This is a genomic window from Streptomyces sp. NPDC051064 (assembly GCF_044455985.1).
Lineage (GTDB): Bacteria > Actinomycetota > Actinomycetes > Streptomycetales > Streptomycetaceae > Streptomyces.
This window is the reverse complement of the sequence record NZ_JBITFK010000001.1, coordinates 184,639-199,523: the sequence shown is the minus strand read 5'-3', so window position 1 is coordinate 199,523 and position 14,885 is coordinate 184,639. Positions and strand designations below refer to the sequence as shown.

The following is a 14,885-nucleotide window of genomic DNA, read 5'->3' as shown; positions in this document are numbered from 1 at the left end:
GGACCGACACAAAAACGGTCCACGACTCTTCCCGCCTGCGGTGACTGCGTAGGGTGCTCGGAAACCGCACACCGACGGTTGCGGGGCAAGCGGAGAGGGGACAGCGCGTGACGGTCAACATGACCAAGGGCCAGGCCATCAGCCTGCAGAAGAGCGACGGGGGGACCCTGACCGCGGTACGGATGGGGCTCGGCTGGCAGGCGGCCCCGCGCCGAGGGCTGTTCGGCTCGCGTACCCGTGAGATCGACCTGGACGCCTCGGCGGTGCTCTTCGCCGACAAGCAGCCCGTGGACGTCGTGTTCTTCCGCCACCTCGTCAGCGACGACGGTTCGGTCAAGCACACCGGCGACAACCTGGTCGGCGGCGCCGGCTCGGGCGGCGACGACGAGGCGATCCTCGTCGACCTGCAGCGGGTCCCGGTCCACATCGACCAGATCGTCTTCACGGTGAACTCGTTCACCGGCCAGACGTTCCAGGAGGTGCGCCACGCCTTCTGTCGCATCGTCGACGAGACCAACGGCCAGGAGCTCGCCCGCTACACGCTGGACGGCGGCGGCCAGTACACGGCGCAGATCATGGCGAAGGTGCACCGCGCGGGCAGCGGATGGCAGATGACCGCCCTCGGTAACCCGGCCAACGGCCGCACGTTCCAGGACCTGATGCCGGCGATCCTGCCGCACCTGTAGACGCGGCAGGGCACGGGTGGCACCCGGCCCGCAGATCCGTACGAGCAGCTCCCGGAGGCACCCGCCGCCGGGAGCTGCGCCCATGGCAGGGCACCACACCGAACGTCGAGGGGACAGGGCAATGACGGCCGAGCTGGTCCGGGGGCAGAACCACACCTTGCCCCAGACCCGTCTGGAGATCAGGGTGTCGGCGGGCTCACCCGTCGTGGCCGGGGCCACGCTCGGGGACGAGCGGGGCACCGTCCGGGGCGCCGAGTGGATCGCCCACCCCGCGTCGCACCGGGTGCCCGGACTCGAGGTGTCCCGGCAGGCGGCCGCCGACCACCGGCTGGCCGTGGACCTGGACGCCCTGCCCGACTCCGTGCACCGCGTCACCGTGCTCCTCGCCCTGCCCATCGGGGCCGGGCGGCCGGGCAGATTCGGTGCCGTGGCCGCCCCCTTCGTCGCCGTCACCGGACTCGACGGCACCGAGATCGCCACGTTCACCCTCACCGGCCTGGACACCGAGTCCGCCGTGTCGGCACTGGAGCTCTACCGCCGCCAAGGGGTCTGGAAGGTCCGCGCCGTCGGCCAGGGTTATGCCGCGGGGCTCGCCGAGATGCTCGCCGACCAGGGGGTGGCCGAGGCGGCGGAGCTGGCCGCCTCCATCCAGGAGGCGGTCGCCTCCGGGCTCGCCCGCTCCGTGCCCCCGCCGCCCCGTGCCCCCGAAGGCGAGCGCGTACGCCACCCGGCGGGCCCCGCGACCACCGGAGGCGGCGGCAGGCCGCCCGCCTCGGCGCGGATCCCCGAGCCGTCGGCAGAGCCCGCGCCCCCGCACACCGACGCACCTGGCGGTCCCGTCAACTACGCGCACCCACGGCGACAGACCTCACCGCCGCCCCCGCCGCCGCCCGCGGCCCCACCCGCCGCCCCGGGACAGCCCGCGCAGCCCGTCGCCGGCGACGCCACCGGCTGGTCCATGGACGAGCGCCTCTACAACCAGATCTGGGGCATGTTCGAGGACCTGGCCCGCGCCGTCGCCGCCTACCGGAGCGCCGTCGACTTCGCCGAGTCCCGGATGGACCAGGAGCTCGACCGGACGCTCTCCGACCCGCGCAGCCGCATCGGTGGTGCCGGCGACCGGGCCCGCGAGGAGGCCCGGGCCAAGCACGACGAACTCACCGGCCGGGCGCGCGAGGCGCTCGAGCGCGATCTCGCCCAGCTCGCCGCCGAGTCCGCCGTCGTCGAACCGGCCCTCCCCGCCGCCTACGCGGGCTGGGGGAACCCCGTCTGGCACGGCTACCGCGTCCCGATGGAGATCCCGATGGCCCTGCGCATCGGCGACCTCCATCTGCCCGAGGGCATCGGCCTGCGCATCCCGCTGCTGGTGCGGCTGCCCCTGGAGCGCGGGATCTGGGTCGACAGCGGACGTACGGCCTCCGAGGCGGCTGCCGCGACGACCGGGGACCAACTGCGCACCCTGGCCATGGAGACCGCGGTCGCCCTGGCCGCGCGGCTGCTCGCCGTCTACCCGGCGGACGAATTCTCCGTACACGTGATCGACCCGGCCGGTTCCGCCGCGGGCCCGCTCTCCCCCCTGGTCGCCTCCGGGGTTCTCGCCGGGCCGCCCGCCGCCGGAGCGGAAGGCGTGTCCTCGGTCCTCGCCCACCTCACCCGGCGTGTCGATCTGGTGCAGATGGCGATCAGGGCCGGCGCGGCGGACGCACTGCCCCCGGACCTCGACACGGGGGAGCACCTGCTGATCGTCAACGACTTCCCGCACGGCTTCGACGACAGGGCCGTCACCCAGCTGCGCTATCTGGCCGACGAGGGGCCTTCGGTGGGCGTGCACCTGCTGATGGTGGCCGACCGCGAGGACGCCCACGCCTACGGGCCGGTGCTCGACCCGCTGTGGCGTTCCCTGCTGCGGATCACCCCCGTGGCCGACGACCACCTGGCCGACCCCTGGGTGGGCCACGCGTGGACGTACGAGCCGCTGAGGGCGCCGCAGGGCAGCCGCGTCCTGGAACAGGTGCTCGCGCTGGTGGCCGCGGCGCGGCGAAACGGTCACCGCTGAGCCGGATGACGGTAGGTCAATTATCCGCGCATAGCTTCTGGCCTGGCATTTTGATCACTGCTTGGCACGGACTTTACCGTTTCTTGGTGCTTCATGTACTGTTCTTGGTGCGGAGGGGAGTACTCCCGATCGCGGCGTTCCCGTCAGTACGGACTGTGACCGGTCCCGGGGCGTCGGCCCGGCGCGCATCCCGCGCTCCCGGGTGGAAGAGACCTCCGGCAGCGACGACGCTGATCTATAGCCCGTAGCAAACTGCCGGAGGCGCAGTGGACGTTTCATGGACCCTCTGGGCGCTGACCATTTTTGGTCTGGTCGCCCTCATCGCCGTCGATTTCTTCATCGGGCGCAAGCCCCATGACGTCTCGACCAAGGAAGCCGGAATCTGGACCATCGTCTGGATCGCTCTGGCCGCACTCTTCGGACTGGGCCTGCTGGTCTTCGGCGAGAGCCAGGCCTCGGGCGAATTCTTCGCCGGCTTCATCACCGAGAAGTCGCTCAGTGTCGACAACCTCTTCGTCTTCGTCCTGATCATGGCGAAGTTCTCGGTGCCCAGCCATCTCCAGCAGCGGGTGCTGCTCATCGGTGTGCTGATCGCCCTGGTGCTGCGTGCGATCTTCATCGCAGCCGGTGCCGCGGTCATCGCGAACTTCTCGTGGATCTTCTACATCTTCGGCGCGTTCCTGATCTACACCGCCTGGAAGCTGATCCAGGAGGCGCGGGCCGGCGAGGACGAAGAGGAGTTCGAGGAGAACCGTCTCCTGAAGTCGATCGAGCACCGCTTCGGTGTCGCCGACAAGTACCACGGCACCAAGCTCTTCATCCGTAACAACGGCAAGCGCGTCATGACCCCCCTCATGGTGGTCATGCTCGCCATCGGCACCACCGATGTGCTGTTCGCGCTGGACTCCATCCCGGCGATCTTCGGCCTGACCCAGGACCCGTACATCGTCTTCACCGCCAACGCCTTCGCCCTGATGGGCCTGCGTCAGCTGTACTTCCTCATCGGCGGTCTGCTGAAGAAGCTGGTCCACCTCAGCTACGGGCTCTCGGTGATTCTCGGATTCATCGGCGTCAAGCTGGTGCTGCACGCGCTGCACGAGTCCGGGGTGCACGTCCCGGAGATCTCCATCCCGTTCTCCCTCACCTTCATCTGTGGCGTCCTGGTGATCACCACGATCACCAGCCTCATCGCCAACAAGAAGCAGGAAGCGGCGGAGAGGGACGGGGAGAAGGACGACAGCAAGAACGTCGGCGCGGAGAAGTAGCGCCTGACGGACACACCGACGGCCGGGGCCCCGCGAGGGGCACCCGGCCGTCCGGCATTCAGCGGTTCACCAGCCGCGCTCGCGCCACTCCGGCAGATGCGGGCGCTCGGCACCGAGCGTGGTGTCGTGACCGTGGCCCGGGTAGACCCACGTCTCGTCCGGGAGCCGGGCGAAGAGCTTCGCCTCCACGTCGTGCAGCAGGCTCGCGAACGCCTTCGGATCCTTGTGCGTATTGCCTACGCCGCCGGGGAAGAGGCAGTCCCCGGTGAACACGTGCGGGGCGCCGTGCGGGTCGTCGTACACCAGGGCGATGGACCCCGGGGTGTGACCGGTCAGATGCCTCGCGGTCAGCGAGACCCGGCCCACCCGGATCGTGCCGTTGTCCTCCACGAGCTCGTCGGTCGGGACGGGGATGCCCTCGGCGTCGTACCTCCCGGCGTACGTCCGTGCTCCGGTGGCCGCCACCACCTCGCCGAGCGCCTGCCAGTGGTCGCCGTGCCGGTGCGTCGTGACGACGGACGCGATGCCGTCCTCGCCGATCAGCCGCAGCAGTGTCCCGGCCTCGGCGGCCGCGTCGATCAGGAGCTGCTCGCCGGTGGCCCGGCAGCGCAGCAGATACGCGTTGTTGTTCATCGGTCCGACGGCGACCTTGGAGATCATCAGATCCGTCAGCTCGTGCACATCCGCAGCTCCGCCGACCTTGACCGTTCCGCTGTACGTCATGTGACGCAGCCTATAGCGGCGGCAGCGCGGGGAGGCTGCCGCCTTCCACGGTGAGCGCGGAGCCGTCACGGCGTCCGCAGAGCCAGCCGAGGATGCCGGAGGCCGTGCCCCGGACGGTGACCGGAGCGCCGTCGGCGCCGCCGCCCGTGGCCCACAGCCGGCCGTCCGGGGCGACGGCCGTCGTGGGGACGACATCGGGATGCCCGGCGAACCGTTCCGCCAGGAAGTCGTTCTCCCGGATCACGAACTCCTCCGGCAGATCCTCCAGCTCGTATCCCACCCCCAGGTCGACGTGGTGCAGCTCGACCTCGATCCAGCGGCGGAAGGGAATCCGGGAGGCCGATTCCGTCACGCCGTTGCGCATCGTGACCGTGCGCGACCAGTCGGCCGGCGCCTCGGCGGCGACGAGGAAGGCCGCTCCGCTCGTACGCAGGTCAGCGAGGTGTTCGGCCACCGGACGAGCGGCGTCGCGTTCGATGTCGGCGTCCCGGGTTTCGCTGTTCGCGTACATCGGGCGCCCTTGGAGAACATTTACGAGGGCGTCGGCGTTACGTGACAAGTGGGCAAGAACATGGCCGCGGCTCCAGCCCGGCAGACGCGACGGCTCGGCAACGGCGCCGTCGTCCATCCTGCCCGTGGCACTGAGCAGCCGATCGGTCGCTTCACGTACAGCTTCCAGGTCGCGCGCATGATCAGTCATGGCCCGAGCGTAGACCCCGCCACTCATTCGGGTGATGGAGTCTCCGGTCGACCGTAAATCGAATGCGCGTGCTATACGCTCGGAGTCGAAAGCTTCGTACACCGCTGTGGCGCCCCCCATACCCTGGGACAGGGGCTCAGTTCCCCCACTTCTCTCCAGAAAGGTGCGGACCGGCGTGGCCGACCGTCTCATCGTCCGTGGCGCGCGCGAGCACAACCTGAAGAACGTCTCGCTCGATCTCCCCCGTGACTCCCTCATCGTCTTCACCGGGCTCTCCGGATCGGGCAAGTCCTCGCTCGCGTTCGACACGATCTTCGCCGAGGGGCAGCGGCGCTACGTGGAGTCCCTCTCCTCGTACGCCCGGCAGTTCCTCGGCCAGATGGACAAGCCGGACGTGGACTTCATCGAAGGCCTCTCGCCCGCCGTCTCCATCGACCAGAAGTCGACCTCGCGCAACCCGCGCTCGACGGTCGGCACCATCACCGAGGTCTACGACTACCTCCGGCTGCTCTTCGCCAGGATCGGCAAGCCGCACTGCCCCGAGTGCGGAAGGCCGATCGCGCGCCAGTCGCCGCAGGCCATCGTCGACAAGGTGCTCGGCCTGCCCGAGGGCAGCCGCTTCCAGGTGCTCTCCCCGCTGGTGCGTGAGCGCAAGGGGGAGTTCGTCGACCTCTTCGCCGACCTCCAGACCAAGGGCTACAGCAGGGCCCGGGTCGACGGCGAGACGATCCAGCTGTCCGAGCCGCCCACGCTGAAGAAGCAGGAGAAGCACACCATCGAGGTGGTCATCGACCGCCTCACGGTGAAGGACAGCGCCAAGCGCCGGCTGACCGACTCCGTCGAGACGGCGCTGGGCCTCTCCGGCGGCATGGTCGTGCTCGACTTCGTCGACCTCGAGGCGGACGACCCCGAGCGTGAGCGGATGTACTCCGAGCACCTCTACTGCCCGTACGACGACCTCTCCTTCGAGGAGCTGGAGCCCCGCTCCTTCTCCTTCAACTCCCCCTTCGGCGCCTGCCCCGACTGCACGGGCATCGGTACGCGCATGGAGGTCGACCCGGAGCTGATCGTCCCCGACGAGGACAAGTCCCTGGACGAGGGCGCGATCCACCCCTGGTCGCACGGCCACACCAAGGAGTACTTCGGGCGCCAGATCACCGCGCTGGCCGACGCCCTCGGATTCCGTACGGACATCCCCTGGGCCGGACTGCCGCAGCGTGCCAAGAAGGCCCTGCTCCACGGCCACAAGATCCAGACCGAGGTCCGCTACCGCAACAGGTACGGGCGCGAGCGCGCCTACACCACCCCCCGCTTCGAAGGCGCCGTCCAGTACGTCAAGCGGCGTCACTCCGAGGCCGAGAGCGACTCCAGCCGGGAGCGCTTCGAGGGCTACATGCGCGAGGTGGCCTGCCCGACCTGTGAGGGCACCCGGCTCAAGCCGCTGGTCCTCGCGGTCACGGTGATGGAGAAGTCCATCGCCGAGGTCTCCGCGATGTCGATCAGCGAGTGCGCCGAGTTCCTGGGCCGCCTCAAGCTGAACGCCCGTGACAAGAAGATCGCGGAGCGGGTCCTCAAGGAGGTCAACGAGCGGCTGAGGTTCCTCGTCGACGTCGGCCTCGACTACCTGTCGCTGAACCGTGCCGCGGGCACCCTGTCCGGCGGCGAGGCCCAGCGCATCCGGCTCGCCACCCAGATCGGTTCGGGGCTCGTCGGCGTGCTGTACGTGCTGGACGAGCCGTCCATCGGCCTGCACCAGCGCGACAACCACCGGCTGATCGAGACCCTGGTCCGGCTGCGGGACATGGGCAACACGCTCATCGTCGTCGAGCACGACGAGGACACCATCAAGGTCGCCGACTGGGTCGTGGACATCGGTCCCGGCGCGGGTGAGCACGGCGGCAAGGTCGTCCACTCCGGCTCGCTCAAGGAACTGCTGGCCAACGAGGAGTCGATCACCGGCCAGTACCTCTCGGGCAAGAGGGAGATCGAGATGCCGGGCATCCGGCGTCCCGTCGACCCGAAGCGCCGGCTCACGGTGCACGGCGCCCGGGAGAACAACCTCCAGGACATCGACGTCTCCTTCCCGCTCGGTGTGCTCACCGCGGTCACCGGCGTCTCCGGTTCGGGGAAGTCGACCCTGGTCAACGACATCCTCTACACCCACCTCGCGCGCGAGCTCAACGGCGCCAAGTCGGTCCCCGGGCGGCACACCCGGGTCGACGGCGACGACCTCGTCGACAAGGTCGTCCACGTCGACCAGTCGCCGATCGGGCGCACACCCCGCTCCAACCCGGCGACGTACACCGGAGTCTTCGACCATGTGCGCCGGCTGTTCGCCGAGACGATGGAGGCGAAGGTGCGCGGCTATCTGCCGGGCCGCTTCTCATTCAACGTCAAGGGCGGCCGCTGCGAGAACTGCTCCGGCGACGGCACGATCAAGATCGAGATGAACTTCCTGCCCGATGTGTACGTCCCGTGCGAGGTCTGCCACGGCGCGCGCTACAACCGGGAGACCCTGGAGGTCCACTACAAGGGCAAGTCCATCGCGGAGGTGCTGGACATGCCGATCGAGGAGGGCCTGGAGTTCTTCGAGGCCGTTCCGACGATCGCCCGCCACCTCCGCACGCTCAACGAGGTCGGCCTCGGCTACGTGCGGCTCGGCCAGTCCGCGCCGACGCTCTCCGGCGGTGAGGCCCAGCGGGTGAAGCTGGCGAGCGAGCTGCAGAAGCGCTCCACCGGCCGCACGGTCTACGTCCTGGACGAGCCGACGACCGGTCTGCACTTCGAGGACATCAGCAAGCTCATCTCGGTCCTCTCGGGCCTGGTCGACAAGGGCAACACGGTGATCGTCATCGAGCACAACCTCGATGTCGTCAAGACCGCCGACTGGGTCGTCGACATGGGTCCCGAGGGCGGCGGCGGCGGCGGTCTGGTCGTCGCCGAGGGCACCCCGGAGCACATCGCCTCGGTACCGGCCAGCCACACCGGGAAGTTCCTCCAGGAGATCCTGGGCGCGGACCGGATCGGTGGGGCAGCGGTGCCCGCGGCCCGTAAGGCCCGTAAGGCACCCGCGAAGAAGGCCGTCGCCGCGAAGACGTCCACGGCCCGCAGGACCGCCACGGCCAGGACGGCGGGTAAGGCGGCGGACGACAAGCCCGCGCCGAAGAAGGCCGCCCGGGCTCGGAAGGCCTGACACCGGCCGGAGAGGGCGGGCCCCGCACCTGGGGGCCGGCCCCCTCCGGGCAGTCACCCCGCCCGCCGGCCCCTCCGTCCGCCCCGCGCCGTCCGGGGCCGGTCGAAGGGCCGGCGTTCTCCGCCGGTATCGTCGGGTCTGTCGCCCATACCTTCAGGTGCGGCCCGTGCCCGGAGTCCGTGGCACCCGGTGCCCCGGACGGTGACGGCGGCTCTCTGTCCCCCCGACCAGTGGAGACCGCATGCCCGGCCTGCCCGCCGCCCGCCGTACCGTTCTGAAGGGGGCCGCTCTCGCCGGTGCCGCCGGGCTGGGAGCGGCGGCCTGTTCGACCGAGTCGAAGCTCGGCCACGCGCAGACGCCCACGCCCACCGCGCCCGTGGAGCTCGGTGCCGCCGACGAGGTCCCGGTCGGCGGGGCGAAGCTCTACCGGGAGCAGCGGGTCGTCGTGAGCTGCCGGGCCGCCGGCGAGTACAAGGCCTTCAGCGCGCAGTGCACCCACGCCGGCTGCCTCCTGGACAAGGTCGAGGGCAACGAGGGCAACTGCCCCTGCCACGGCAGCCGCTTCGACATGACCACGGGCAAGGCGCTGCAGGGCCCCGCCACCGTGCCGCTGCCCTCCGTCCCGCTGAGAGTCGAGGGCGGAAAGCTCGTCGCGGGCCCCGAAGCCTGACCGGGCCGCCTGTCCCGGCACCCGGGGCCCCGGAAATGCCGCTCTGTCACCGCCCGCAAGTAGGGTGTGAGACATGGCAGACCCCTCCAGCTACCGCCCCAAGCCGGGACAGATCCCCGACTCCCCGGGGGTCTACAAGTTCCGCGACGAGCACCGCCGGGTGATCTACGTCGGCAAGGCGAAGAACCTGCGCCAGCGCCTGGCCAACTACTTCCAGGACCTGGCCGGTCTGCACCCGCGTACCCGCACGATGGTCACCACGGCCGCCTCCGTGGAATGGACCGTGGTCTCCACCGAGGTCGAGGCGCTCCAGCTGGAGTACTCCTGGATCAAGGAGTTCGACCCCCGGTTCAACGTCAAGTACCGCGACGACAAGAGCTATCCCTACCTTGCGGTCACGCTCAACGAGGAGTTTCCCCGCGTCCAGGTCATGCGCGGCGCCAAGAGGAAGGGCGTGCGCTACTTCGGTCCGTACGGGCACGCCTGGGCCATCCGCGAGACCGTGGACCTGATGCTCCGGGTCTTCCCCGTGCGGACCTGCTCCGCCGGTGTCTTCAAGAACGCCGAGCGGACCGGACGCCCCTGTCTCCTCGGCTACATCGGCAAGTGCTCCGCCCCGTGCGTCGGTCGCGTCACCCCCGAGGAGCACCGGGATCTGGCCGAGGACTTCTGCGACTTCATGGCAGGCCGCACAGGGACGTACATCCGCCGCCTCGAGAAGGACATGATGCAGGCGGCCGAGGAGATGGAGTACGAGCGTGCGGCCCGGCTGCGCGACGACGCCGAGGCGCTGAAGAGGGCCATGGAGAAGAGCGCCGTCGTCCTCGCCGACGCCACCGACGCCGACCTGATCGCCGTGGCCGAGGACGAGCTCGAAGCGGCGGTCCAGATCTTCCACGTCCGCGGCGGACGGGTGCGGGGCCAGCGCGGCTGGGTCACCGACAAGGTCGAGGCCGTCGACACGGCGGGCCTGGTCGAGCACGCGCTCCAGCAGCTCTACGGGGAGGAGTCGGGCGACTCCGTCCCCAAGGAGGTGCTGGTCCCGGCGCTCCCCGAGGACCCCGACGCGGTGTCCGAGTGGCTCGCGGGCCGCAGGGGGGCCCAGGTCAGCCTGCGCATCCCGCAGCGGGGCGACAAGAAGGACCTGATGGGCACGGTCCAGCGCAATGCCCAGCAGGCGCTGGGGCTGCACAAGACCAAGCGCGCCTCCGATCTCACGACGCGCTCGCGTGCCCTGGAGGAGATCGCCGAGGCGCTCGGTCTCGGGACCGCTCCGCTGCGCGTCGAGTGCTTCGACATCTCGCACCTCCAGGGCGACGACGTGGTCGCGTCGATGGTGGTCTTCGAGGACGGCCTCGCGCGCAAGAGCGAATACCGCCGCTTCCAGATCAAGGGCTTCGAGGGCCAGGACGACGTCCGGTCGATGCACGAGGTCATCGGCCGCCGCTTCAGGCGCTACCTCCAGGAGAAGGAGCGGACGGGGGAGTGGGAGGAGACCCCGGCGCCCACCGGCCCCGTCCCCGCGCCCGCGGAGCTCGCGCCCGGCGGCCCCGTGCCCGGTCAGCCGGCGCCCGGTGCGGTCGCGCCGGAGGCACAGGACCCCGCCCTCGTCCGCGAGGAGCCCCGGGAGGACGACGGCCGCCCCAAACGCTTCGCCTACCCGCCCCAGCTCGTCGTCGTCGACGGAGGCCGGCCCCAGGTGGCCGCCGCCAAGCGCGCGCTGGACGAGCTGGGCATCGACGACATCGCCGTCTGCGGTCTCGCGAAGCGCCTCGAAGAGGTCTGGCTGCCCGATGACGACGATCCGGTGGTCCTGCCCCGCTCCAGCGAGGGTCTCTATCTCCTCCAGCGCATCCGGGACGAGGCCCACCGCTTCGCCATCACCTACCAGCGGGCCAAGCGGGCCAAGCGCATCCGCAGCAGCCCTCTGGACGACGTCCCGGGCCTCGGCGAGACCCGCAAGCAGGCGCTGATCAAGCACTTCGGCTCCGTCAAGAAGCTGCGGCAGGCGACAATCGACGAGATCTGCGGGGTGCCGGGGATAGGGCGCAGAACCGCGGAATCGGTGGCTGCCGCCTTCGCCGCGGCCGCCCCGGCCGCACCGGCCGTGAACACCGCCACTGGAGAGATCATTGAAGAGGACGACGGGGGCAGCAGGACATGACCGACCACGCGCATGAACAGCAGAACGAACGCGGCCGAGCAGACGGAGCAGCACACATGAGTACGGGGAGTACGGGAAGCACCGCGGAGAAGGCCGAGGCCACCACGCCGGCCATCCCCGAGCTGGTGATCATCTCCGGCATGTCGGGCGCCGGGCGCAGCACCGCCGCCAAGTGTCTGGAGGACCTCGGCTGGTTCGTCGTCGACAACCTGCCGCCCGCGCTGATCCCCACGATGGTGGAGCTCGGCGCCCGGTCCCAGGGCAACGTCGCCCGCATCGCCGTCGTCGTCGACGTACGGGGCCGCCGATTCTTCGACAACCTCCGGGAGTCCCTCGCGGACCTGGAGGCCAAGCACGTCACCCGGCGGATCGTCTTCCTGGAGTCCTCCGACGACGCCCTCGTACGCCGTTTCGAATCGGTCCGCCGTCCGCACCCGCTCCAGGGCGACGGCCGCATCGTCGACGGCATCGCGGCCGAGCGTGACCTGCTGCGTGAGCTGCGCGGCGACGCCGACCTCGTCATCGACACGTCCAGCCTCAACGTGCACGAGCTGCGGGCCAAGATGGACGCGCAGTTCGCCGGCGACGAGGAGCCGGAGCTGCGGGCGACGGTGATGTCGTTCGGCTACAAGTACGGGCTGCCGGTAGACGCCGACCTCGTCGTCGACTGCCGCTTCCTGCCGAATCCGCACTGGGTCCCGGAACTCCGCCCCTTCACCGGGCTCAACGAAGAGGTGTCCGACTACGTCTTCGACCAGCCGGGCGCCAAGGAATTCCTCAACCAGTACACCGAGCTGCTCCAGCTCATCGCCGCCGGTTACCGCCGCGAGGGCAAGCGTTACGTGACCATCGCCGTCGGGTGCACGGGCGGCAAGCACCGCTCCGTCGCGATGTCGGAGAAGCTGGCCGCCCGGCTGGCCACCGAAGGGATCGAGACCGTCCTCGTCCACCGGGACATGGGGCGCGAGTGACCAGTCGCAATCCGCGTCAGCGCAGGCTGAGCAGGGCCACGGCCGCGCTCTCCGGCCGTAAGCGCGGCGCACAGCCCAAGGTCGTCGCCCTCGGCGGCGGCATGGGCCTCTCGGCCTCGCTCACGGCGCTGCGCCGGATCACCGGCGATCTCACGGCCGTCGTGACCGTCGCCGACGACGGCGGTTCCAGCGGCCGGCTCCGCGAGGAGCTCGGCGTCCTCCCGCCGGGCGACCTGCGCAAGGCGCTCGCCGCCCTCTGCGGGGACGACGAGTGGGGCCAGACCTGGGCGCAGGTCATCCAGCACCGCTTCGAGTCCAAGGGCGATCTGCACGGGCACGCGGTGGGCAATCTGCTCATCGTCGCCCTCTGGGAGCAGCTGGGCGACCATGTCCAGGCCCTCGACCTGGTCGGCAAGCTGCTCGGAGCGCACGGCAGGGTGCTGCCGATGTCCGCCGTCCCCCTGGAGCTCCAGGCCCTCGTACGGGGGCACGACCCGGAGCGCCCCGACGAGACGGTCACCGTGCGCGGACAGGCGACGGTGGCGCTGACCCCGGGGGAGGTGCAGTCGGTCCACGTCGTGCCGGCCGATCCGCCCGCGGTTCCCGACGCGGTCGCCGCCGTTCTCGACGCCGATTGGGTGGTTCTGGGCCCAGGGTCCTGGTTTTCCTCCGTGATTCCGCATCTGCTGGTCCCGGAGCTGCTCGACGCACTGGTGACCACGAAGGCCCGTAAGGTCCTTTCGCTGAACCTCGCACCACAGCCCGGTGAAACAGAAGGGTTCTCACCGCAGCGTCATTTGGAGGTTTTGGGACGACACGCCCCTAAACTCGCCATGGACGTGGTGCTGGCCGACGAGGCCGCCGTGCCCGACCGCGAGTCCCTCGCCGACGCCGCACAGCGGCTCGGAGCCGCGGTCGAGCTGGCCCCCGTGGCCTCACCCGACGGCGTTCCGATTCATGAGCCGGAGCTGTTGGCCGCCGCGTACGACCGTATTTTTCGGATGCATGGAAGGATCGGCCCATGGCGATGACGCCAGCGGTGAAGGACGAAATCTCTCGGCTTCCCGTGACCCGGACCTGCTGCAGAAAAGCAGAGGTCTCGGCGATTCTCCGTTTCGCGGGCGGGCTGCACCTGGTGAGCGGCCGGATCGTGATCGAGGCCGAGCTGGACACGGGGAGCGCGGCACGCCGGCTGAAGCGGGACATCCTGGAGATCTTCGGGCACAGCTCGGAGCTGATCGTGATGGCCCCCGGCGGACTGCGGCGCGGCTCGCGTTTCGTCGTACGCGTGGTGGCGGGCGGCGACCAGCTGGCCCGCCAGACCGGCCTGGTGGACGGCCGCGGCCGTCCCATCCGGGGCCTCCCCCCGCAGGTGGTCTCGGGGGCCACCTGCGACGCGGAGGCCGCCTGGCGGGGAGCCTTCCTGGCCCACGGTTCGCTCACCGAGCCGGGCCGCTCCTCCTCGCTGGAGGTGACCTGCCCCGGCCCGGAGGCCGCCCTGGCCCTGGTGGGCGCGGCCCGGAGGCTCTCCATCGCCGCCAAGGCGCGCGAGGTGCGGGGGGTGGACCGTGTCGTCGTCCGTGACGGCGACGCGATCGGCGCGCTGCTGACCCGCCTGGGGGCCCATGACGCGGTGCTCGCCTGGGAGGAGCGCCGGATGCGGCGCGAGGTCCGCGCCACGGCCAACCGGCTCGCCAACTTCGACGACGCCAATCTCCGCCGCTCCGCCCGTGCCGCGGTCGCCGCGGGCGCCCGCGTGGGGCGCGCGCTGGAGATCCTGGGCGAGGAGGTCCCGGAGCACCTCGCGGCGGCCGGACGGCTGCGCATGGAGCACAAGCAGGCCTCGCTGGAGGAGCTGGGAGCGCTCGCCGATCCGCCGCTGACCAAGGACGCGGTCGCGGGCCGGATCAGGCGTCTGCTGGCCATGGCCGACAAGCGAGCCCAGGACCTCGGCATCCCCGGCACGGAATCGACCCTCAGCGAGGAGCTGGCCGACGGCCTCGTGGGCTGACAGCCGCGGCAGGGCCCCGGCCGCCCCCTCGGGCGCGGCCGGGGCCCTGCCGCGGCAGGAAGCGCGGGGGCCGGGCCCCTGGAGGCCGCGGCCGGCAATATTTCCCCCTGGCCGGGGCGGGAGTCTTCCGTAGGGGACGTAGAGCTTTTCCCTATTGGTTTTCCGAGCGCCGCCCCGCACGATTGAGCGGGCGAACTCATCAGTTCCGTCGTCCGTGTCCCGCGGAAGTGTGCAGTTGGCCTGCCACTTTCAACGATTGAGTACGGCTGCGCACAATTGAGCGTGGGGCTTGCGGGGCCGCCCCCGCGTTTGACGGAAAATGATCCGCGGAAACCATTGCCGACGCCCCTGGCCGGCGGAACCGCGACAACTGGGCCGACATCAGTGACTCCCGGTGGCAAAAGGGCGCCGGCCGCCCTTGCGCCGCAAGAGGCCCGGCCGTGCCG

11 protein-coding genes are annotated in these 14,885 nt (G+C 70.5%); 9 read left to right on the top strand and 2 right to left on the bottom strand.

The annotated features are described in order from the left end of the window. Positions 1 to 107 precede the first annotated feature (107 nt). The 3 genes from ACIBCU_RS00960 (at position 108) to ACIBCU_RS00950 (ending at position 4,007) form a co-directional block, all read left to right on the top strand. Positions 108 to 686: a TerD family protein gene (locus ACIBCU_RS00960; protein WP_362938848.1), complete on the top strand. Its 579-nt coding sequence runs from the start codon at positions 108 to 110 to the stop codon at positions 684 to 686. 121 nt (positions 687 to 807) lie between these two features. Then, a complete protein-coding gene (locus tag ACIBCU_RS00955; RefSeq protein ID WP_362938851.1) occupies positions 808 to 2,742 on the top strand; it encodes a TerD family protein in 1,935 nt (644 codons plus the stop codon). A gap of 266 nt (positions 2,743 to 3,008) precedes the next feature. Next, positions 3,009 to 4,007 carry a TerC family protein gene (locus ACIBCU_RS00950; RefSeq protein WP_399228338.1) on the top strand — a complete coding sequence of 333 codons (999 nt, stop codon included), beginning with the start codon at positions 3,009 to 3,011 and terminating at the stop codon, positions 4,005 to 4,007. 66 nt (positions 4,008 to 4,073) lie between these two features. On the opposite strand, the gene ACIBCU_RS00945 is transcribed toward ACIBCU_RS00950, so the two are convergent. Together ACIBCU_RS00945 and ACIBCU_RS00940 are read right to left on the bottom strand one after the other, a co-directional pair. Further along, positions 4,074 to 4,730: an MBL fold metallo-hydrolase gene (locus tag ACIBCU_RS00945; protein ID WP_399228336.1), complete on the bottom strand. Its 657-nt coding sequence runs from the start codon at positions 4,728 to 4,730 to the stop codon at positions 4,074 to 4,076. A 10-nt stretch (positions 4,731 to 4,740) separates the two neighbouring features. After that, the gene (locus ACIBCU_RS00940; protein WP_362938860.1) at positions 4,741 to 5,430 is read right to left on the bottom strand and encodes a maleylpyruvate isomerase family mycothiol-dependent enzyme; all 690 of its coding nucleotides are present in this window, start codon (positions 5,428 to 5,430) and stop codon (positions 4,741 to 4,743) included. A gap of 175 nt (positions 5,431 to 5,605) precedes the next feature. Here ACIBCU_RS00940 and uvrA point away from each other — a divergent pair, with 175 nt between their 5' ends. From uvrA to whiA, 6 genes are all read left to right on the top strand, one after another. Continuing rightward, a complete protein-coding gene (uvrA, locus tag ACIBCU_RS00935) occupies positions 5,606 to 8,623 on the top strand; it encodes an excinuclease ABC subunit UvrA (RefSeq protein WP_362938863.1) in 3,018 nt (1,005 codons plus the stop codon). Between the two features lie 241 nt (positions 8,624 to 8,864). After that, positions 8,865 to 9,293, top strand: a complete 429-nt coding sequence (locus tag ACIBCU_RS00930; RefSeq protein WP_362938866.1) for a Rieske (2Fe-2S) protein — start codon at positions 8,865 to 8,867, stop codon at positions 9,291 to 9,293. Between the two features lie 73 nt (positions 9,294 to 9,366). Next, positions 9,367 to 11,457, top strand: coding sequence for an excinuclease ABC subunit UvrC (uvrC, locus tag ACIBCU_RS00925; RefSeq protein WP_399228333.1), 2,091 nt, complete (start codon positions 9,367 to 9,369; stop codon positions 11,455 to 11,457). A 56-nt stretch (positions 11,458 to 11,513) separates the two neighbouring features. Beyond that, positions 11,514 to 12,428 (top strand): RNase adapter RapZ, encoded by a 915-nt coding sequence (rapZ, locus tag ACIBCU_RS00920; RefSeq protein ID WP_362938872.1) that lies wholly within the window; start codon positions 11,514 to 11,516, stop codon positions 12,426 to 12,428. Next, on the top strand, positions 12,425 to 13,459 hold the full coding sequence (gene yvcK / locus ACIBCU_RS00915) for a uridine diphosphate-N-acetylglucosamine-binding protein YvcK (RefSeq protein WP_362938875.1): 1,035 nt from the start codon (positions 12,425 to 12,427) through the stop codon (positions 13,457 to 13,459). Before rapZ ends, yvcK begins: the two co-directional genes overlap by 4 nt. After that, positions 13,450 to 14,439: a DNA-binding protein WhiA gene (gene whiA / locus ACIBCU_RS00910; RefSeq protein WP_104789934.1), complete on the top strand. Its 990-nt coding sequence runs from the start codon at positions 13,450 to 13,452 to the stop codon at positions 14,437 to 14,439. Before yvcK ends, whiA begins: the two co-directional genes overlap by 10 nt. The last annotated feature ends 446 nt before the right edge of the window (positions 14,440 to 14,885 follow it).